This window comes from Streptomyces nanhaiensis, from assembly GCF_046614825.1.
Classification (GTDB): domain Bacteria; phylum Actinomycetota; class Actinomycetes; order Streptomycetales; family Streptomycetaceae; genus Streptomyces; species Streptomyces radiopugnans.
On record NZ_JBKJFM010000032.1, the window covers coordinates 1 to 18,012 of the forward strand.

Genomic DNA, 18,012 nt, shown 5'->3' on the forward strand with positions numbered 1-18,012 from the left:
TCCTCAACCACACCCGCTACAAGCAGGAGCAGGAAAACGGGCTGCATCTGCCGAAGCAGAGGAATGCGTCTCCGAAGCGGAGGAAGAAGGCAGATTCGGAGGAGGAAAAGTTCCAGGACGGGCTGTTCGCACCTCCCGGCGGACTCTTCTGACCGGTCTCACAGCCCGCGTCCCGCGCCCGGCCGGAGCCGGACGCGGGACGCGGGCTGTTGGGGTCAGCGGCCTGCCGTGCGCGACAGGAAGTCGGCCCATGCGGCAGGCGCGAAGGCGAGCTGCGGGCCCTGTATGTCCTTAGAGTCGCGGACATGGATGGCGCCAGGGGTGGCCGCGACCTCGACGCAGTCGTTGTTGTCGCTGCCGCTGTAGCTGCTCTTGACCCAGTTCGGCGCGGAACCGTCTCCGGCGGAGGGCTTGAGCGTCATGTGATCTCTCCCAGCAGTTTCTCGATGAAGGCCGAGGACTCCCGTGGGCTGAGAGCCTGGGCGCGGATGATGCCATACCGCAGCTCAAGCACCTGCACCTCTTTGGGGTCGGAGACCAGGTGGGTGATGAGCTGCGCCTCGGAGTACGCCACCGCTGTGCCGTCCTTCAGCTTCAACACCTGAAGCTGACCTCCCATCCCTGCGTGGTCCTCACGATCCAGCGGCATCACCTGGATCTCGACATGCCTCAACTGACCGATTTCCAGAAGGTGTTCGAGCTGGTGGCGCAGCACCATTCTGCCCCCGAGCGGGCGTCGGAGCGTCGCCTCGTCCAGGACAAAGCCCAGTGTGGGAGTGGGTGTCCGCTCGAAGATCCTCTGTCGAGCCAGACGCGCCGCCACATGCCGTTCGAGATCATCCTTGGAGTAGGCGGGGCGCCGCATGTTGAACAGCGCCCTTGCGTACTCCTCTGTCTGCAACAAGCCGTGGATGTTGTGGCTGCCGTAAGCGCCCAACTCAACGGCGTCGGCCTCCAGCTTGGCCAGATCCCGCACCTTCTTGGGGTACCGGGCTTCCTCCACGTCCTTCTTCAACGCGGCGAGCTTGCCGCCCGCGCCCACGACCTCGTCCGCCTTGCCCAGGAACTCCGGGTGCGGCAGGCGCCTGGCGCGCTCGACCGCCGAGACCATGCCCAGGCTGTAGCCGATGGCGTCGCCCAGCTCCTGCTGGGTCAGCCCGGCCGACTCCCGCCACAGCTTGATCTGGCGGCCGGCGGCCTTCACCACCGGTGCGTACTCGTCGTCCCAGTCCGGTTCCCAGGACGTGCCGTCCGCGCCGTCCGTGGTGTGGCTCCCGCGTGCCGCGCCCTCGTTGTCCACAGCCATGTGCACCAGCCCCTCCGTGTTCGCCGTGCCCGTGTCCAACAGGACCCGAACCGAAGCCGTCACGCCGTACAGGCCGCACAGTCCCGGCCCGCACCCGCACAGCCGCTCCCCGTTCGAGCACCGTCACCGAGAGTCACATTAGGCACGGAGGGTCCACTAACGCACTCATTCGGCGGAAAATCCCTCGAACAGGAAATTCCAGTTCATACAGTCGTTCCGTCGGAGCCATGAGCGGGACCGGCGGACTCGGGCGCGGCGGGACGACGAGGCCCCTGCCCGTCGCGCCGGTGGTCGCGTCCACCAGCGCTTCGGACAGGGGCCTCAGTGGCCGGCGTCCCCTACCGGGTCACGCCCTTACGAGTAGTTCCAGCGCTGCCCGTCGGCGCGCTGCTTGCAGTAGATGATCCGGCCGGCGGAGTTGTGCGTCTGCATACCGAGGTGCTTGTTGGCGCAGAACTGGCCCGCCTGGTAGCAGTTGCCCGCCGGGGAGGTCAGTTCGCACTGGCCGTTCCACTGGGCGGTACCGCCGGAGCCGCCCGAGGAGCCGGAACCGCCGGTGGAACTCGAACCACTGGCGGCCGGAGGCGGCGGCGGGGTGTAGTCGGGGTCGTTCTTCCGGTCCTTGTAGGTGCCCTTGCCCGACGGGCAGGAGTCACCCTCGACCAGGGTCAGCTTCGCCTCGGTGGCGGGCTTGACGTCCTTGCCCGCCGAGGGCGACTGGAAGCAGACCTTGTAGCCGTCCGCGTCGCCCTCCACGTCGGCGGCGGAGACGGACACGTCCTTGTACGCCGACTCGACGTCGATGTCGTCCTCGTCGATGCCCACCTCGGCCAGCGCCTTGACGGCCATGGCGTAGACCTTGCCGGTGACGTCGGGAATCCGGGGCCAGGCGAGCGGGCCGCCGTCCTTCTCCGGGCAGAGAGCGCCCTCCCGGACGGCCCCGTAATCGACGGTGCCGTAGCCGATCTCCTCGAAACACACCTTCCATTTCCCGGAAGGCTCGGCGTCGCCCTTGTTGGCATTGTGGGCGGTGACGTTGTAACCGGCGTCCTCGGCGGCCTCCCTGGCCGCTTCGAGGGCCTCGCCCTTCTGGGAGGAGATCATCTCCGGCTCCGCCGTCACGGTGGCGGTCGCGGTAGCCGTGACGGTGACGGTCTCCTTCGGTTCCGCCCCAGCACCACCGTCCGAGCAGGCCCCGAGCAGAAAGGCGCCGAAGACTCCGAAGGCGATGAACCTCCCGCGGATCGCGGCACGGCCCCCCGTCCGCTTTCCCCGTCCCGGAAGACTCCGGATCGTCTTCCGATCATGCGCTTGCTGTCCGCGCGATATGTTCCGCGCAGCGTGAAACAACGTCATCCCGCCCCCTGGCAGTGCCGTTCGTGCGGCGAACGCTAGCCGGGCGGAGCCGCCCGGGGCGGGCGATACGCAAAACCGGTTCTCACCCGTTTCGAGCGCCGAGGGTCGAATGCCGCGCGCAGCGGGGCGGGACGGGCCGGTGCTCACGCACCGGCCGCACAGGCCGGCACACGAGCCGGACAGGGTTCTCCTGATCAGGCGTCAGCCCTGGTCGGGGCGGACACGAGTGGACACGCTGGGTGACGTGACTCCAGAGACCACCCGAACCGAGAGCCCTGCCCCGGCCCCCGCCCAGAGCCTCTCCGTGCTGCTCTCCCCCACCCGCCGGGGAGCCCGGCTGGCACGGCTCCTGACCGTCGCGCACCTGGCCGACCAGGGGCTGCCCACCGAGGCGGCCGCGCAGATCACCGCCGAGCTGGCGGGCAACGCCGTCCTGCACGGACGCGTGCCCGGTCGGGATTTCCGGCTGGGCCTGCGCGTCACCGGGAACGGCGGTGACGGTGGCGGCGTCACGCTGCGCATCGAGGTCTCCGACGCGCGCGGCGACCGCCTCCCGACCGCGCCCGGCCCGCCGGCGCCCGAGGACGCGGAGGGCGGGCGCGGGCTGCTGCTGGTCGAGGCACTGGCCGACCGCTGGGGCGTGGAGACCTGGCCGCCGCCGCGCAAGACGGTCTGGGCGGAACTCGACCTCCGCCCCTGACCCGCTCGCACCCACCACACCCGCACACCGACCGCACGCACCACCATGGACACGCCCCCGATGACCAGCGAGACCGCCCGCGCCGCGCGCAACCGCCTCGGCGACCTCATCGACCGCGCGCTGCGCGGCGAGCCCACCGTGATCACCCGCAACGGCAAGGAGGCCGCGGCCGTCGTCCCCGTCTCACTCCTGCGCAGGCTGCGCCTGCTGGAGGACGCCGCCGACCGCCGCGCCGTCCTGGATGCCCTCCACGAGCGCACCTACGGCCTGGACGAGGTGCTGCGCGAGACGCTGGAGCGCGTCCGATGACGTACGACGTCCGCCTCGCCGCCACCGCCCGCGACCGGCTCCGCTCGCTCGACCGGGAACGGGCCCTGCGCATCCTGGGCAGGCTCACCGATCTGCTGGCCGACCCGTACGCGCCGGACACCACCGCCCTGCCCGGCTCGTACGAGAGCGAGCGACGGCTGCGTGCGGGCGACCACCGCGTGGTCTACACCGTCCACGACCGCCCGGCCCTGGTGCACGTCGTCCGCATCGCACACCGCGACGAGGTCCACCGGCCCGCCTGACGCCCGCCGGAGCCTGCGAGGCCGCCGCTCAGGCGGCGGAGGAACGTCCGGACGGCGCGTTCCCGCCGGACGGGCCGTCGCCGCCGCTGTGCGGGGTGAAGACGAACGCCGAGGCGTCACCGTCCAGCTCGACTGTCAGCGAGGCGTCCAGGGCCTTGGCCAGGCGGGTCAGCAGCGGCAGGGTCGGCACCGAGTCACCGCCCTCGATGGTGGAGATCTGCGGCTGAGTCATTCCGGCACGCCTGGCCAACTCGGTCTGAGACAAGCCAAGTTCGGTACGCCTGTCGTAGACCGCCTGGCCGAGCGCGAAAGCGTGCCCGGCCTCGGCGTAGGCCGGGGACTCCTCGACCGTCTCGCCCAGGAGCCTCCTGGTCCGGCGGGTCCTCCACTGCGCGTGATTCACAACCCCTCCTCCTCGGTCCGGCCGTAGGTGTGCTCTGCGGGGCCGTGCTCGGCCTCGCACACCTTCTGTGCCTGGCGGGCTCGCTCCACTTCGAAGACCTCGCGCTGCCTGGTCTTGCGGAACACCGTCAGCAGTACGATGCGTCGCTCGGGAGCGAGCCAGTAGGTGATGCGCACCGCGCTGCCGTCCATGGTGAAACGCAGCTCGCGCACCTTGCCACCGAGGTGGCGGGAGTACGGCTCGCCCAAGGTGGTCGGTCGCACTGCGAGCATGTCGGCCGCTCTTTCCAGCTTGTCGTACTGGTCGTCCGGCAGGAGTTCCAGCCACTGCCGGACCTCCGGCTCGATCTCGATGCGTCACCGCCCTGTCCGACGCCTCCCGCAGGCTGTTCCACCGACTCGCGGCGGAGCACGGCCCGGTGGAGTGAAGGGCGGTGAGACACGGTGTCAGAAGCGTCAAAGGACCGGGGAGAGAACCCCACCCAACCCAACCGGGCTCCTGTCACTCGTACGGGTGAGCTGCGGGGTCGGACCGGCGTGGCGGCCGACTCCCCGGCATAGGCTCGCCGCGACAGGCACCAGCGAGCACTGCGGGACACCGCGCAGAGCACCGCCGCCACCGCAGACATGCGACGGCCCCCGCCGGGACGGCCATCCCGGACGAGGGCCTGACCACCGAGGAAGAGGTAGCTTCCCGATGGCTGAGCCGCAGCCTAGCGCGCCCTCGCGCGCGCCGTCCGCCGTTCCGCGCGGCGGCGTCGTCCACGTCACCGCCCGGCACACCGAGCGCTTCACGGTCGTCGGCAACCACCTCGCCCAGCACCGCGAGCTGTCGCTGACCGCGATCGGGCTGGCCGTCCACATCCAGTCGCTGCCCGACGGCGCGCGAGTGGACATCCGCACCCTCGCCTCCCGCTTCGCCGAGGGCGAGACCCGCATCGCCGCCGCACTGCGCGAGCTGGAGGCGCACGGCTATCTGTCGCGGAAGCGGGAGCGGCTGCCGAGCGGCCGGATGGTCACCCGCACGGTGTCCTACGACAACCCGGCGGCACGTACGGCGGGGCGCGCGGCCGTCCGTCCCGCCGTCCCGAAGCCGCGCCCGTCCCGTACCGCCGCGCCCGAGCCGCTACCGGCTCCCGCTCCCCCGGCACCGGCGCCCGCGCCCCCACCGCCGCCGCCCGAGCCCCGCACCACCGGCAACCCGGTGCGCGAGCGGGCCGCCACCGCCATCCTGGCCGAGCTGCGGCGCGACGACCCCCGCCTGCTGCTCTCCGAGCGGGACGTGGCACGCCTGGCCCCCGCCGTGGCGGCCTGGCTGGAACGCGGGGCCGCACCCGACGCCGTACGCCGCACCCTGGCCGCCGGCCTGCCCGCAGAGCCGCTGCGCCACCCCGCCGCCCTGCTCGCCCACCGCCTCACCGCGCTGCTGCCGCCGCACCTACCGAGCGCACCGCCGGCCGCGCCCCGGCCACCGCGCCCGGACCCGCTCCAGAACTGCGACGGCTGCGACCGCGCCTTCCGCTCCCCCGCCCCGGGCCTGTGCCGCGACTGCCGCGAGGCCACCGCCGTTCCACCGTCGCTGGTGGCATGACCGCTTCGAGACACGTCCCGAAGGTGGAGGCATTTGTGTGGAGAGGCTGCTGTCAGGCCGTCTTCCCCGGCGGCCGGGCAGAGACAGGAACACGATCCGGCCATTCGTTTGTTGCGGTTGTTTCGTATGCTTCGAATAATGGAGGAGTGTCGAAGAAGGCCCCTGCCGGCATACACCCGCACCCGAGGGAGCCATACATGAGCAAGACAGACATCCGCCCCGTCCGCCTGCCCCCCGAGGAGACGGAAACGGCCAACCGTGCCCTGTCCCGGGTGCGCGGCTACCTGGAGAGGCACCGCGACACCCCAAAGATCGACGTCACGGTCGAAGGCGAAGGAGCAGAACCGCTGACACTGCCGCGAGAGGCGGTGGAGCTACTGGCGACCATGCTCGCCCACATGGCCGCCGGGCGCAGCGTCTCCATCGTTCCGCAGAACGCGGAACTCACCACCCAGCAGGCGGCCGACCTGCTCAACGTCTCACGGCCGTTCCTCATCGGGCTCCTGCAAGCCGGCGAGATCGAGTACCGCAAGGTCGGCAAACACCGGAGGATCCCGGCCTCCTCACTGCTGGAGTACAAGCGGCGCGACGACGAGCGCCGCCGCGAGGCCGCGGAGGAACTCACCCAACTGGGCCAAGAGATGGGACTGATCTGACGCATGGCCTTCGTCGCCCTGTACGACGCCAACGTGGAGCCTCCGACGAGGCACCGCTGTCACCGGGCATACGGTGCTCCTTCCGCACGGGCAGGTCGGCGCAGACGTCCGGAGCGGTCCTGCCACCGCTCGGCGTCACGTCAATCGTCCACGTACTGGAGGTGGAAACCGGTGACCCGCTCCATGCGTGCGGCGGTGCCGTGGACCGTGAGATCGCCTTCCACGATCACCTCGTGCCCTTCCTTGTGGGCAAGGGCGGCCCTGTCGTAGTGCTCCCTGCCGAGAGTCATCCGCACCCGGCGAGTCCGGTCGTCCTCGTCCACCAGATAGCCGGAGACCGTGACCTCGCCCGGGCCACGCGGGAAATCCCGACGCAACCGGACCACAGTGCCCCGCACCCTCACACCCCGCCGGCCGAGGCGTGCCCGCAGATCCTTGGCGCCCTCCTCCAGAGCCTCCAGGAGACGCTGACCGATGGCGACCGGGGGAGTGCTCTGTTCAACGGGCAGATCGGCGGACCAGGCGAAGCTCAACCGGTAACCCCTGCGTTCCTCGCCCGCGATCCTCACCAGGGCCTCGCAGAGGTTCGCGGAAAGCCCCGCGTGAACGTACCGGGCGAAATCGTCCAGCGAGTCGCCGGCCACCGAGCGTTCGGCGGCCTGACGGGCGCAGACCACACCCGCGTACAGGCGGCGGGACACCAGGCGCTCGAACGGCTCCTGCGGCAACGCGTCGGGCAGGGGCAGTTCCGGCTGGGCGGGCGGCTCGGACAGCGGAGTGTGCGCGGCGATCACGTAACTGCCGACCCGGGTCTGGTCCAGACGCACCGAGGCCACGTAGTCCTTGACTCTCTGCGGTTTCTGCGCGGGCTGCACCGGTTGCGGCTCGGTGGCCACCGTCGCCGCCGCGGCTGCCGTCATCAGGTCCCGCAGCCCTGCCAGCGCGGGTACCAGATCCACCAGCGGAGCCGTACCGGACGGGCCCGGCGGGGCGAGCCGCAGGTACTGCCAGTCGGCGGGGGGCAGGGACATCTCCCGCAGGATCTCGGCGGGGCGGCGCCCCTCCACGGCGGACAGCGTCTCCAGGAGATCGGCGACCCTGCCCTGGTAGTCGCGGACCTGCCGCTCCATCGGCACCAGGACCTGGAACGGCGGGCCGTGGTCGTCGGCCGTGCGCAGCTCCCACAGTTGTCCACGGCCGAAATCCCGGGCGAATCCCCAGCCACGTGCCCGCAGATACCTCAGAACGGCTTTCGGAGCCGTCCCGGCGGCCTGCTCGAACTCGGCGTCGGTGATCGCGGTCATGACCCCACCAGCGCTTCGCGGAAGTCCTCGGCGAACAGGCCGTGCAGCGCGTCGACGGTCAGCAGGTTCGCCCGGGGCACATCCACCGTGTACGTGCTGTTCTCACGCCTTTCCGACGGAAGCGGCTCCAGATCGTGGAAGGACGCCCAGTACGCGGCGTGGCGCATCAGCAGCGCGTCGGGAGTGACGCGGACCCACTGGCTCGCCTCCACCGGCGCGATGACGAGGAAGAGGAAGCGGGGGAGCTGCCAATCGCGCCCCGCGAGCCAGTTGAAGTTCTTGACCCTGAGCGGATAGCGCAGCGTCTCCGGGTCGTCGTTGGGCGTGGACCAGCACTTCACCTGGACCTCGATGGACGGAAACCTGCGGGTACCGGCCCGGCCGGGGTAGCCGAGGCTCCAGTCGACACCCACCCGGTCGCGGTCGCGGCGGGAGGCGTCCAGGTTGGCGGCGGCGGCCAGGGCCCGGACGAACTGCTCGCCGTAGTCACCCCGGTGGCCGCCGTCCCCCATGGGTAACTCCTCCAGAGCGCCACCCAGGGGGTACTGGTGCGGGAAACCCCCGTTCGGTCCGTCGGTCATCTGCTCCCCCGCATCTCCCCGTACGCGTACCGTGGCTCACGGTAGCGATCGTTCGGCCCTCCGGGGAAGAGTCTGATCACCTTGCGTGCCGGAAACCCTGCCCGTTGTCAGCGGCCGTCACTAGGGTGTGGCGGTGTGAGCCAGCACAGCGACATCTCCCCGCCCGCGGGCACCGGTGACCAGCCGGTCCTCGCCGCGCCCACACCGCAGCGGATCAGGGACGAGCTGGCCGAGCTCGTCGTCACCGACCTGCTCGGCCCCATCGGGGGCGAGACGGAGGAACTGCCCGGCAATCCGACCGACCACTACATCATCGGGCGGCTCGCGCCGGGCGGCGCTGTCTCCGACGGCGAAGTGACACCGGCCGGGCACGCGATCGAGCCGGACGAGCTGGACGAGGGCCCGGTGGCCGCGATCCCGGACGCCGAGGAGGGCGACCGCGACCCCGACGCGCCCAACGTGCCCAGCCTCCAGCCCTCCGCCCTGGGCCTGACCGTCCGTGTCGACGGCTCGGTGGACGAGCTGAGGGTGCACTGCTCGTGGGCCCGCTACGAGCCCGGCCCCTCACAGGACCCGGAGCAGGCGGGCAGGGTCTGGCACCGGCGGCCCTTCTCCGGCCCCGTGACGGTGAAGCTGCTGGAGGAAGGGCCCATCAAGGCGAAACCCGTACTGCGCGAGGAGTTCCCCCGCGTCGTCGTCCGCGGCAGGGCCCGCAGGCACGACGGGGACTGGCTCGTCTCCCTTTTCCTCGTCAACGGTCAGAAGGACGAGGGGCGCTCGGGCACCCGCAACTGGCTCTTCCAGGCCCGGCTGACCGTCGGCGGCGCTCCGGGAACCGCTCCCTTCCTCCCCCGCCGTGCCACCGACCGGCCCGGCGGTGACACCGCCGACCGGGCCGAACGCCGGTCGCTGGCGATGGCATACCGCTTCCACCCGGAATTCGCCGTCGGACACGGCACCGGGGTGCACGTCGTATCCGACCCCGACGACCCGCTGCGCGCCATGGAGATCTCCACCGTCGCCGCGCCCTCGTACGAGGTTCCGCACACCGACGTCCCGGACCCGCACTCGGAGCAGGACGCGGACCTCTCCGAACTGCGCGACCTCGTGCTGGACATGAAAGAACTGTGCGAGAAGGACAGCCCCGCGGCGCTGCAGGGCGCACTGCGACCCCTCGTCGAGGGGTACCGGTCCTGGATCGCCCGTGCCCAGGAGAGGACCGCGGACCCCTCCGCCCGCCTCGACGGGTACGGCGAGGAGGCCCGCAGAGCCCTGGAGCACGCGGGGGAGGCCGCCGAGCGCATCGAGGAGGGCATAGCCCTACTCGCGGAACCGGCCGCCTTCGACGCCTTCCGGTTCGCCAACCGCGCCATGTGGCTGCAGCGCGTCCACACCCTCGCCGCAGCCGCCCGCCGCCGCGACCCCGACCTCCCCCTGGACGCGGCCGTCGAGGCCGAGGACGTACCGAAGAACCGCAGCTGGCGCCCCTTCCAGCTGGCATTCATCCTGCTCGGCCTCCCCTCCCTCGCCGACCCGTCCCACCCCGACCGCGCCGACGACGACCAGGCCCTGGCCGACCTGCTCTGGTTCCCAACCGGCGGCGGCAAGACCGAGGCCTACCTCGGCCTCACCGCCTTCACCCTGGCCATACGGCGGCGCAGGCCCGGCCTCGGCGGTCTGGACGCCGAGCACGGCGTGGCCGTTCTGATGCGCTACACCCTGCGGCTGCTCACCATCCAGCAGTTCCAGCGCGCCACCGCGCTGATCTGCGCCTGCGAGACGATCCGCCGCCAGGAGCCGAACCGCTGGGGCGCCAACCCCTTCCGCATCGGCCTATGGGTCGGCGGCGGAGTCACGCCCAACACCACCGAGCAGGCGGACACCTGGCTCAAGGACCGCCGCAAGGACAGAGGGCGCGGCTTCCGGGGCCGCACCGGCTCCCCCCACCAGCTCACCAGCTGCCCCTGGTGCGGCACCAGGCTCGACGCCGGCCGGGACATCACCGTCGACCCCGTGCTCCGCCGCACCTTCATCACCTGTCCCGACATCTTCCACTGCCCCTTCGGCGAGGGGGCCTTCGGCGCGACGGCACCGGACGAGCGAGGACTCCCCGTCCTCGTCGTGGACGAGGAGATCTACCGGCTGCCGCCGAGCCTGGTCATCGCCACCGTCGACAAGTTCGCCCAGCTCCCCTGGCGGGGTGAGACCCAGACCCTGTTCGGCCAGGTCGCACGCCGCTGCACCCGGCACGGCTACGTCACCGCCGACGCCGCGGACAGCGAGTGGGAGCGCTCCAGCCACCCGGCCCACGGCAACCACCCGGCGGCCCGTACCGTCGACGCACCACGCGTACGTCCGCCGGATCTGATCGTGCAGGACGAGCTGCACCTGATCTCCGGCCCACTCGGCTCCCTCGTCGGGCTGTACGAGGCCGCCATCGACCGGCTCGCCACCTGGGACATCGAGCCGGGGCGCACGGTGAGGCCGAAGATCATCGCCTCCACCGCGACCGTCCGCCGCGCCCATCGGCAGATCAACGACCTCTTCAAGCGCCGCACCGCGGTCTTCCCACCTCCCGGGCTCGACGCCGACGACAACTTCTTCGCCCGCCGCCGGCCCACCTCGGTCAAGCCGGGCCGCCGCTACGTCGGCATCTGCGCGCAGGGGGTGCGCACCAAGTCGGTGGCCATTCGCGTGTACGTCGCACAGCTCGCCGCGGCCCAGTTACTCCATGACCGCTACGGCCGCAGCGAGATCACCGACCCGTACATGACCCTGGTCGGCTACTTCAACAGCCTGCGGGACCTGGGCGGCATGCGGCGCCTGGTGGAAGACGACATCTCCACCCGTCTGACCCGGACCGACCGGCGCGGCCTCGCCAGACGGCACGCCGACAACGTCGCCGAGCTGACCTCGCGCATGTCCTCGGACGCCATCCCCGGCGTCCTGGAGAAGCTCGAACTGACCTTCACCGACCGGCCCAAGGGGTCGCCCCGCCCCATCGACGTGCTGCTGGCCACCAATATGATCGCGGTGGGCGTGGATGTCTCCCGGCTCGGTGTGATGATCGTCAACAACCAGCCCAAGTCCACGGCCGAGTACATCCAGGCGACCAGCCGCGTCGGCCGACGGGATCCGGGACTGGTGTTCACCGTCCTCAACTGGGCCCGCCCGCGGGACCTGTCGCACTACGAAACCTTCGAGTCCTTCCACGCCTCCGTCTACCAGCACGTGGAAGCCCTCTCCGTAACCCCCTTCGCCGACCGCGCCGTCGACCGGGGGCTCACCGGCGTACTGGCCTCCCTCGTCCGCGACCTGAAACAGGAGTACAACGCCAACCGCGGCGCGCAGTTCTTCGACACCCGCGGCGAACTGGCCGACCACGTGGTGCGCTACCTCCAGCGCCGGGCTGAGGGCGTCACCGACGACCAGCGCGTGGGCAACGAGGTCCGCAACCGCCTCGATCAGCGCCTGGACTACTGGGAGCAGCGCCGCAAGGCGCCCGGCGCCGTCCTCGGCTACCGGACGGCGAGGCGCCAGGGCGATGTGACCCCCCTGCTGCGGGAGCCGGACGGCACCCGCTGGCAGTTGATGACCTGCCCCACCTCACTGCGCGAGGTCGAACCACCGGTCCGGCTGCTGTTCCTGGGCGACACCGGCCAGGAACACGCCGCGGAGCCGCCCTTCGTTCCCCGCCCGCAGACCGAAGAACCGAACGACGACTCCCGGGAGCAGCCGTGACCGCACCAGCCAACGGGCCGCTGCGCGTGGGCGAGCTCCGTCCCAGTCAGTTGCTGCACACCTACGGCATCGGCTCGGTCACCGACCTGCCCAACCTCTCCACCATCGTCCTCGGCCTCGACCACTGGGAACTGGAGAAGGCCAAGCCACTCACCGAGGACCGGCTGCTGGCCGCCGTGCGCCGACGCCTCGGCCCCCAGGTCGCCACACTGCGCACCCCGCCCCATCTGCCCGAGACCGCAAATCCCTTCGACGAGTGGGCCCGCGTCGGCGTCCCCGTCGCACTCTTCCCGCGTTGGCTGCGCTGTTCCCGTGAGCAGTGCAACCGGCTGGCGCCCGCCTCCTCCGGTCTGTTCGAGCTGGTCGAGAACTTCTACCGCCCCGAGGAGACGCGTTACGTCCACAACTGCCACGGCCAGGGCCGCCGCAGACCCACCGCGGTACCCGCCCGCTTCCTGCTCGCCTGCCCGGCCGGGCACCTGGACGACTTCCCCTGGATGTACTTCGTCCACCGCGGCGCCCCGCACCCGGACAGCTGCACCCTGGAGCTCCTCGAACGCGGCACCATGGGCGAGGCCGCCAACATCTTCGTCCGGTGCTCCTGCGAGGGGGTCAACGCACGTTCCATGGCCGAGGCGATGGGCGCACGGGGAGAGCGAGAACTGCCCGCCTGCCGGGGCCACCACCCCCACCTGGGCACCTTCGAGGAGTGTGGCGAGAAGGTGCGCACGATCGCGCTCGGCGCCACCAACAGCTGGTTCGCCTCCCAGCTGAGGGTGTTCAGCCTGCCCCGCGCCCTGGAGCCGCTGGCCCAGGCCGTGCGCGAGCACTGGCGCTTCCTCTCCCCACTGGCGGCCATCCCCGCCGAAGCCGCCAAGATGCTGCTGCCCACCCAGGCGTGCTGGCCCGAGCTGGAGCCGTACGGCGTCGACAGGGTGTGGACGGCGGTCACCGGAGAGGCTTCGCGCGTCGCCGCGGGAGAGGCGGGGCAGCCCTCCGAGGACGACGAGTTCGACCTGGCTACCCCCGAGTGGCGGGCCTTCACCGCACTCCACCGCTACGACCTGCCCGACTTCACCACCGAGCACGAACCGGCGCCCGCCAAGGCCTCGGGCTGGCTCCAGCGGGTCGTCCTCGTCCACCGGCTGCGTGAGGTCGCCGCGCTCACCGGCTTCACCCGCATCGACGCACCCGAGTGGCTGCCCCAGAGCGACGACCCGGCGGTACAGCGGGCCGCCCCGCTCTCCCGTGAGGCACCGACCTGGGTACCGTGCGCAGAACTGCGCGGCGAGGGCATATTCCTGGCCTTCGACGAGAAGCGGGTGGCCGCCTGGGAGAAGGACCCCGCCGTCCTCGACCGGGAGAAGGTCCTGCGCAGTGCCCACCGGACATGGTGCCTGGCCCGCGGCATCACCGAACCCCAGTGGCCCGGCATCCGCTACGTCCTGCTGCACACCTTCGCCCACACCCTGATCCGGGAGCTGGCCCTGGAGTGCGGTTACGGGGCCTCCGGCATCGCCGAGCGCGTCTACGCCCGCTCCGGGGACGAGCCCATGGCGGGCATCCTGCTCTACACCGCCGCGCCCGACAGTGAGGGCACCTTGGGCGGCCTGGTCTCACTCGGCCGGCACGAGAGCCTGGGAGCATCCATCGAGCACGCCCTGTCGGCCGCCCGGTTGTGCAGCTCCGACCCGATGTGCGCGGAGCACGACCCGCGGGTCCACGGACGCCTCCACGGCGCGGCCTGCCACGCCTGCCTCTTCGCCGCCGAGACCTCGTGCGAACGGGGCAATCACTACCTGGACCGTTCCCTCCTGGTCGAGACCCTCGCCAGTGGTCTCGGAGCCTTCCTTCCGTGACACCCACCCTGGCCGGGCTCCTCGCCGGCCTCGCCAGGCGGCTCCCGCGGGACCGGGTCGATGACTGGGCCGGGGCGTTGCGCGGTGCCCTGGGCCCCGACGACCCGGCCCTCGACCGGTTCGCCGCCGAACTCCTGGCCTCAGGGCTCACGCACCACCTGGACCACATACGGCGCGCCTGGCGGGAAGAGGTCCTGGAACTCACCGGGGCGTCCATGGCCCTGGCGCTGGAGGCCGCCGCCCTACAGTACGAGGTATGCCGTCCCGACCGGCTCGTCGAACCGGTCGTGAGCGGACCGGTGAGCCCGTCCGTACCGGTGCGGTTGACGAGCGGCGTGGCCGTCGACGTCATACGGTCCGCCCGGGAATCGCTGCTCGTCGCCAGCTTCGCCGCGTACGGCGTCGACGACGTTGTGCGCGAACTGCGTCAGGCCGTGCGGCGGGGCGTCCTGGTCGATCTGCTGCTGGAGGAGTCCACGGCGGCCGCCCGGGCCTTCGCATCGCTCCACGGACGCGTCCGGGTCTGGCACCGGGTGGACGGCACCCTACACGCGAAGGCGCTCGTCGCCGACCGGCACACCGCCCTGCTCGGCAGTGCGAACCTCACCGACAGGGCCCTGCGCGACAACATCGAGGTTGGCGTGATCATCCGCGATCCGCAGGCCGTGGGCCGGATAGCCGACCACCTCCGCTGGCTCATCCGACCTGCCGAAGGCTTCCTTCGGCTCGTGGACGCCAACGGCGTCTGACAGCGTCGGCCCCCGCCGGTCAGCGGCCCTTGCGCTACCGAAAGCGAGTCGCGGAAGATCTGCTGAGGTCCCTCACTTCACCTTGTGCTTGCAGCCCAGGACGTCCTTGCCGTCCTGGTTGTCGTCGACCTTCTCGCCGTCGACGGTGATGGTGCAGGGCGCGGGCCTGAGCATGCCGTCGTCGCCCGGGACCGAGCCGGGTACGACCGACACCAGGACGCCGACCTCCTGCTCGGCCTTCGTCAGGGAGAGCTCGACCGTCTTCTTCCACGGGAGCGTGACCTGCTCGGTCCTGTTCCCGTCGGCGACATAGGCGATCTGCGTCTTTCCGGTTCCCTGGACCTCAAGTGTCACCTCGCGCACCACCTCGCCGCCCGCGCCTCCGCCGCCCGTACCACCGCCCGGCTCCTCGCTCCCGGAGGCCGACGGGGCGGGCTTCCCCTCGGCTCCCCCGTCGTCCCCGCCGCCGCATCCCGTCAGCAGCACACCGGACACGATCAGGGCCAGTCCGGCGGTCGTCCTGCGCATTCCCGCTCCCCTCGCGAATCGGAGCCGCCCGGGGCGTCCCTGGGCGGCACCGGCGATCCTAGCCAGCCGGGACCGGCCGAACGGCCTTGGGAGACCGTTCTGTTCGCCTGTCGGAGCGGGCAGGAACAACGGTGGAGACCGGCTCGCGCCTGGACGGTTTCAGACGGTGCCGGAAAGCGACCGGAGGGTGACCGCCGTTTGCCCCACCACCGGATACCCGGACGGGTGGAAGCCCGCCGGACTCCGCGCGGGCTGCTTACCCACTCATGACGGCCCGTTACTTTCCTGCATGTTTAAAGCGATATCACACAGGTGTTGTCGTCTGTCCCGGTCAGGAAGGCGGGAGATTCATGAGAGCTGCGAAAGCCCTGCTCATCGGGTGCTCGGTGGGCACTCTGCTGCTGGGCGGCGTCACCGCCGCCGAGGCGATGGGCTGGGAGCACCCCGGCGCGAGGCACGGCGGACACGGCGGAGACCGGGGCGACCGCGGAGATCGCGGGCACGAGCACACCGGAGGCCACGGTCGGCATCCGGACCACTCCAAGCACCACAACACCGACAACTCCAAGCACCGCACGGAGATCTCCAAGCACTCCGTCGACAACTCACGCCGGAACAGCAAGTCGAAGTCCAACCGGGTCGACGGATGCCAGGGCGACAACAGCAAGCAGTGCACCCAGGACAACTCCAACCGCCCGGTCCTGGTCGGTATGTCCGGCGGCGGTCTCATCGGCCTCATCGGCGGCTCCAACGGCGGCACCACCACCAACGGCACGGCCACCAACGGCATGACCACCGGCATGACCACCGGCACGGCAACCAACGGCACGACCACCGGCATGACGACCAACGGCACCACCACCAACGGCGGCGCGGCCCAGTGGTGCTCGCCGGGCTTCTGGAAGAACAACTACCCCGAGGCCTGGGGGCCGACCGGCTACACCGGCAACGAGACCTACAGCAGCGTGTTCGGCGCGCCGCCCCCGCGCTCACCCCAGGGCATCAACCAGAACGCGCCGACCGACCCGACGCTGTTCCAGGTCGTCGACAACCCGCAGTGGTACGGAGGCGACGCCGCGAACAACGTGGCCGACCTGCTCAGCGACGCCCACCCCGACATCGACTACCAGGGCGTGCGCGTGGACAACTGCCCGCTCTCGGCCAACCAGGCGGCCGGCGGCGGAAACAACTCGTGACCGCGCTCCCGCGGCAGGAAACCGGCACACCGCCGGGCACGGCCTTCCCTCCCCCTCGCACGGCCTCCGGCGAGGGGGAGGGTCCGGTCCGCCGCGGCGGACCGGAGGACGGAACGGGCGGCGGCGCCCGCCGGCCCGCGCCGTGGTCGGCGGGCGTGTCGACCGGCGTGTCGGTGGTGGCCGCCCTCGTCCTGGCGGCCGTCACGCTGACGCACCTGGCCATGCTCTTCCTGAACGTCGCCCCGCCCAACGCCGTCACCGCCCGGTACGGCGAGCGGATCGACGCCTACGTCCAGCCCGAGTTCGGCCAGGACTGGAAGCTGTTCGCGCCCAACCCCCTGCAGCGCAACGAGGTCGTCCTGGCCCGGGTGCGGACCGGGGACGAGAACGGCGGCCACCGCACCTCGGCGTGGATGAACCTCACCGCCCGGGACATCGGGGAGATCAGGGGCAGCCTGGCCCCCAGCCATGTGCACCAGAACATGCTCCGCCGCGCCTGGGACTCCTACGTCGCCACGCACGGCACGAGCGACCGGGACACCGGCGTACGCGCGGAGCTGGCCACCGCCTACCTCAAGCGCGTCGCCCTCCAGCGGATCGGGCGCGAGTGGCGGGGGCGGCGGATCGTCGCCCTCCAGGTCGGCGCCCGCTTCACGATGGTGCCGCACCCCTGGCGGCCCGCTCAGGGAACGGGGCCGGGCGCCGTCTCGCACCGGACGCTGCCGTGGTGGCCCGTGACGGACCGAGACCACGAGGGACTGTGAGTTGAACACCACCACGGCGACGACCACCGACCCCGGCCCCGGCCCCGGCCCCGCGGCCACGGTCACGGCACAGCCCGCGTCCCCGGCCCACCGGCCTCGCACCCGCCTCGCACGGGCCGCCGATGCCGCCCGCACCACCCAGGCCCCGTACCAGGCCGCGCTGTTCCGCATCGCCTTCGCCGCCGTCGTCACGGCCTTCCTCCTGCGGGAGTGGCCGCACCGCCGTGTGCTGTACGGCGACCGCAGCCCCCTGTCGTTCGACATGGCCCTCACCCTCCTCCAGGAGGGCGGCGGCTTCACCGTGCTGAGCTGGTGGGGCGGGCGGCTGTGGTTCGAGATCGTCTACGCCCTGGCGATCGCGGCGGCCCTCGCCGTGCTGGTCGGCTGGCGCACCCGGACCGCGTCGGTGTTCCTCCTGGTGGGTGTGGTGTCGCTGGAGAACCGCAACACCCTGGTGGGGGACGGCGGCGACAACATCATCCGCATCATGGTGATCTACCTGGTGTTCGTCCGCTGCGCACAGGTGTGGTCCCTGGACGCGCGCCGCGCCCGCGGCCGGGGGGACCGGAACAGCCCCGACCGGACGGGCATCGCCCTGTGGTCGGTGACGGGCCTGCTCCTGCTGTGGGCGTTCGGCCCGGGAGCGGTCCTCGCGCCGGGCTGGCCGCTGCTGCTGTGGACGCTGTGGGCCGTCCACGGCCTCTGAT

At 71.4% G+C, this 18,012-nt stretch carries 19 protein-coding genes; 11 read left to right on the forward strand and 8 right to left on the reverse strand.

What is annotated here, in order from left to right:
- Positions 1 to 215: 215 nt before the first annotated feature.
- From ACLIYP_RS10485 to ACLIYP_RS10495, 3 genes are all read right to left on the reverse strand, one after another.
- Complete coding sequence (locus ACLIYP_RS10485) at positions 216 to 422, reverse strand: DUF397 domain-containing protein (protein WP_412712862.1); 207 nt, start codon at positions 420 to 422, stop codon at positions 216 to 218.
- Positions 419 to 1,306, reverse strand: coding sequence for a helix-turn-helix domain-containing protein (locus ACLIYP_RS10490; protein WP_412712863.1), 888 nt, complete (start codon positions 1,304 to 1,306; stop codon positions 419 to 421). The genes ACLIYP_RS10485 and ACLIYP_RS10490 overlap by 4 nt, the downstream gene beginning before the upstream one ends.
- A gap of 354 nt (positions 1,307 to 1,660) precedes the next feature.
- On the reverse strand, positions 1,661 to 2,410 hold the full coding sequence (locus tag ACLIYP_RS10495; protein WP_412712864.1) for a PASTA domain-containing protein: 750 nt from the start codon (positions 2,408 to 2,410) through the stop codon (positions 1,661 to 1,663).
- Positions 2,411 to 2,906: 496 nt separating this feature from the next.
- Between ACLIYP_RS10495 and ACLIYP_RS10500 the strand changes: the two genes are divergently transcribed.
- Genes ACLIYP_RS10500 through ACLIYP_RS10510 form a run of 3 tightly spaced genes read left to right on the forward strand, consistent with a single transcriptional unit; the run spans position 2,907 to position 3,934 of the window.
- On the forward strand, positions 2,907 to 3,362 hold the full coding sequence (locus tag ACLIYP_RS10500) for an ATP-binding protein (RefSeq protein WP_412712865.1): 456 nt from the start codon (positions 2,907 to 2,909) through the stop codon (positions 3,360 to 3,362).
- Between the two features lie 60 nt (positions 3,363 to 3,422).
- Positions 3,423 to 3,671, forward strand: coding sequence for a type II toxin-antitoxin system Phd/YefM family antitoxin (locus tag ACLIYP_RS10505; protein ID WP_412712866.1), 249 nt, complete (start codon positions 3,423 to 3,425; stop codon positions 3,669 to 3,671).
- A complete protein-coding gene (locus ACLIYP_RS10510; protein ID WP_412712867.1) occupies positions 3,668 to 3,934 on the forward strand; it encodes a type II toxin-antitoxin system RelE family toxin in 267 nt (88 codons plus the stop codon). The genes ACLIYP_RS10505 and ACLIYP_RS10510 overlap by 4 nt, the downstream gene beginning before the upstream one ends.
- 28 nt (positions 3,935 to 3,962) lie before the next feature.
- Here ACLIYP_RS10510 and ACLIYP_RS10515 read toward each other — a convergent pair whose 3' ends face one another.
- Both ACLIYP_RS10515 and ACLIYP_RS10520 read right to left on the reverse strand, forming a co-directional pair.
- Complete coding sequence (locus ACLIYP_RS10515; protein ID WP_412712868.1) at positions 3,963 to 4,337, reverse strand: helix-turn-helix domain-containing protein; 375 nt, start codon at positions 4,335 to 4,337, stop codon at positions 3,963 to 3,965.
- Entirely contained in the window at positions 4,334 to 4,690 is a 357-nt protein-coding gene (locus ACLIYP_RS10520) for a type II toxin-antitoxin system RelE/ParE family toxin (RefSeq protein WP_412712887.1), read from the reverse strand. Before ACLIYP_RS10520 ends, ACLIYP_RS10515 begins: the two co-directional genes overlap by 4 nt.
- 343 nt (positions 4,691 to 5,033) lie before the next feature.
- Here ACLIYP_RS10520 and ACLIYP_RS10525 point away from each other — a divergent pair, with 343 nt between their 5' ends.
- On the forward strand, positions 5,034 to 5,927 hold the full coding sequence (locus tag ACLIYP_RS10525; protein ID WP_412712869.1) for a helix-turn-helix domain-containing protein: 894 nt from the start codon (positions 5,034 to 5,036) through the stop codon (positions 5,925 to 5,927).
- A 197-nt stretch (positions 5,928 to 6,124) separates the two neighbouring features.
- On the forward strand, positions 6,125 to 6,583 hold the full coding sequence (locus tag ACLIYP_RS10530; protein WP_394635110.1) for a helix-turn-helix domain-containing protein: 459 nt from the start codon (positions 6,125 to 6,127) through the stop codon (positions 6,581 to 6,583).
- A 140-nt stretch (positions 6,584 to 6,723) separates the two neighbouring features.
- Here the strand turns inward: ACLIYP_RS10530 and ACLIYP_RS10535 are convergent, their stop codons facing one another.
- Both ACLIYP_RS10535 and ACLIYP_RS10540 read right to left on the reverse strand, forming a co-directional pair.
- The gene (locus ACLIYP_RS10535) at positions 6,724 to 7,887 is read right to left on the reverse strand and encodes a hypothetical protein (RefSeq protein ID WP_412712870.1); all 1,164 of its coding nucleotides are present in this window, start codon (positions 7,885 to 7,887) and stop codon (positions 6,724 to 6,726) included.
- The gene (locus tag ACLIYP_RS10540; RefSeq protein ID WP_412712871.1) at positions 7,884 to 8,399 is read right to left on the reverse strand and encodes a DUF4365 domain-containing protein; all 516 of its coding nucleotides are present in this window, start codon (positions 8,397 to 8,399) and stop codon (positions 7,884 to 7,886) included. The genes ACLIYP_RS10535 and ACLIYP_RS10540 overlap by 4 nt, the downstream gene beginning before the upstream one ends.
- 204 nt (positions 8,400 to 8,603) lie before the next feature.
- Here ACLIYP_RS10540 and drmA point away from each other — a divergent pair, with 204 nt between their 5' ends.
- The 3 genes from drmA to drmC are packed head-to-tail and all read left to right on the forward strand — an operon-like array spanning position 8,604 to position 14,817.
- Entirely contained in the window at positions 8,604 to 12,209 is a 3,606-nt protein-coding gene (gene drmA / locus ACLIYP_RS10545) for a DISARM system helicase DrmA (RefSeq protein WP_412712872.1), read from the forward strand.
- Positions 12,206 to 14,068 (forward strand): DrmB family protein, encoded by a 1,863-nt coding sequence (gene drmB, locus ACLIYP_RS10550; protein ID WP_412712873.1) that lies wholly within the window; start codon positions 12,206 to 12,208, stop codon positions 14,066 to 14,068. Before drmA ends, drmB begins: the two co-directional genes overlap by 4 nt.
- Positions 14,065 to 14,817, forward strand: coding sequence for a DISARM system phospholipase D-like protein DrmC (gene drmC, locus ACLIYP_RS10555; protein WP_412712874.1), 753 nt, complete (start codon positions 14,065 to 14,067; stop codon positions 14,815 to 14,817). Before drmB ends, drmC begins: the two co-directional genes overlap by 4 nt.
- A gap of 72 nt (positions 14,818 to 14,889) precedes the next feature.
- Here drmC and ACLIYP_RS10560 read toward each other — a convergent pair whose 3' ends face one another.
- On the reverse strand, positions 14,890 to 15,345 hold the full coding sequence (locus tag ACLIYP_RS10560; protein ID WP_412712875.1) for a hypothetical protein: 456 nt from the start codon (positions 15,343 to 15,345) through the stop codon (positions 14,890 to 14,892).
- A gap of 350 nt (positions 15,346 to 15,695) precedes the next feature.
- Here ACLIYP_RS10560 and ACLIYP_RS10565 point away from each other — a divergent pair, with 350 nt between their 5' ends.
- The 3 genes from ACLIYP_RS10565 to ACLIYP_RS10575 all read left to right on the forward strand — a co-directional run bounded on the left by ACLIYP_RS10565 (position 15,696) and on the right by ACLIYP_RS10575 (position 18,011).
- On the forward strand, positions 15,696 to 16,541 hold the full coding sequence (locus tag ACLIYP_RS10565) for a hypothetical protein (protein ID WP_412712876.1): 846 nt from the start codon (positions 15,696 to 15,698) through the stop codon (positions 16,539 to 16,541).
- Between the two features lie 155 nt (positions 16,542 to 16,696).
- The gene (locus ACLIYP_RS10570; RefSeq protein WP_412712877.1) at positions 16,697 to 17,305 is read left to right on the forward strand and encodes a DUF5819 family protein; all 609 of its coding nucleotides are present in this window, start codon (positions 16,697 to 16,699) and stop codon (positions 17,303 to 17,305) included.
- Between the two features lies 1 nt (position 17,306).
- Positions 17,307 to 18,011 (forward strand): hypothetical protein, encoded by a 705-nt coding sequence (locus tag ACLIYP_RS10575; protein ID WP_412712878.1) that lies wholly within the window; start codon positions 17,307 to 17,309, stop codon positions 18,009 to 18,011.
- The last annotated feature ends 1 nt before the right edge of the window (position 18,012 follow it).

Excerpts from the sequence above, each read along its gene's own strand:
- ACLIYP_RS10495 (WP_412712864.1), bottom strand. The coding sequence starts at position 2,410 with ATGATCTCCTCCCAGAAGGGCGAGGCCCTCGAAGCGGCCAGGGAGGCC.
- ACLIYP_RS10560 (WP_412712875.1), bottom strand. The coding sequence starts at position 15,345 with ATGCGCAGGACGACCGCCGGACTGGCCCTGATCGTGTCCGGTGTGCTG.
- ACLIYP_RS10535 (WP_412712870.1), bottom strand. The coding sequence starts at position 7,887 with ATGACCGCGATCACCGACGCCGAGTTCGAGCAGGCCGCCGGGACGGCT.
- ACLIYP_RS10485 (WP_412712862.1), bottom strand. The coding sequence starts at position 422 with ATGACGCTCAAGCCCTCCGCCGGAGACGGTTCCGCGCCGAACTGGGTC.
- ACLIYP_RS10530 (WP_394635110.1), top strand. The coding sequence starts at position 6,125 with ATGAGCAAGACAGACATCCGCCCCGTCCGCCTGCCCCCCGAGGAGACG.
- ACLIYP_RS10490 (WP_412712863.1), bottom strand. The coding sequence starts at position 1,306 with ATGGCTGTGGACAACGAGGGCGCGGCACGCGGGAGCCACACCACGGAC.
- ACLIYP_RS10540 (WP_412712871.1), bottom strand. The coding sequence starts at position 8,399 with ATGGGGGACGGCGGCCACCGGGGTGACTACGGCGAGCAGTTCGTCCGG.
- ACLIYP_RS10565 (WP_412712876.1), top strand. The coding sequence starts at position 15,696 with ATGAGAGCTGCGAAAGCCCTGCTCATCGGGTGCTCGGTGGGCACTCTG.
- ACLIYP_RS10525 (WP_412712869.1), top strand. The coding sequence starts at position 5,034 with ATGGCTGAGCCGCAGCCTAGCGCGCCCTCGCGCGCGCCGTCCGCCGTT.
- ACLIYP_RS10510 (WP_412712867.1), top strand. The coding sequence starts at position 3,668 with ATGACGTACGACGTCCGCCTCGCCGCCACCGCCCGCGACCGGCTCCGC.
- ACLIYP_RS10505 (WP_412712866.1), top strand. The coding sequence starts at position 3,423 with ATGACCAGCGAGACCGCCCGCGCCGCGCGCAACCGCCTCGGCGACCTC.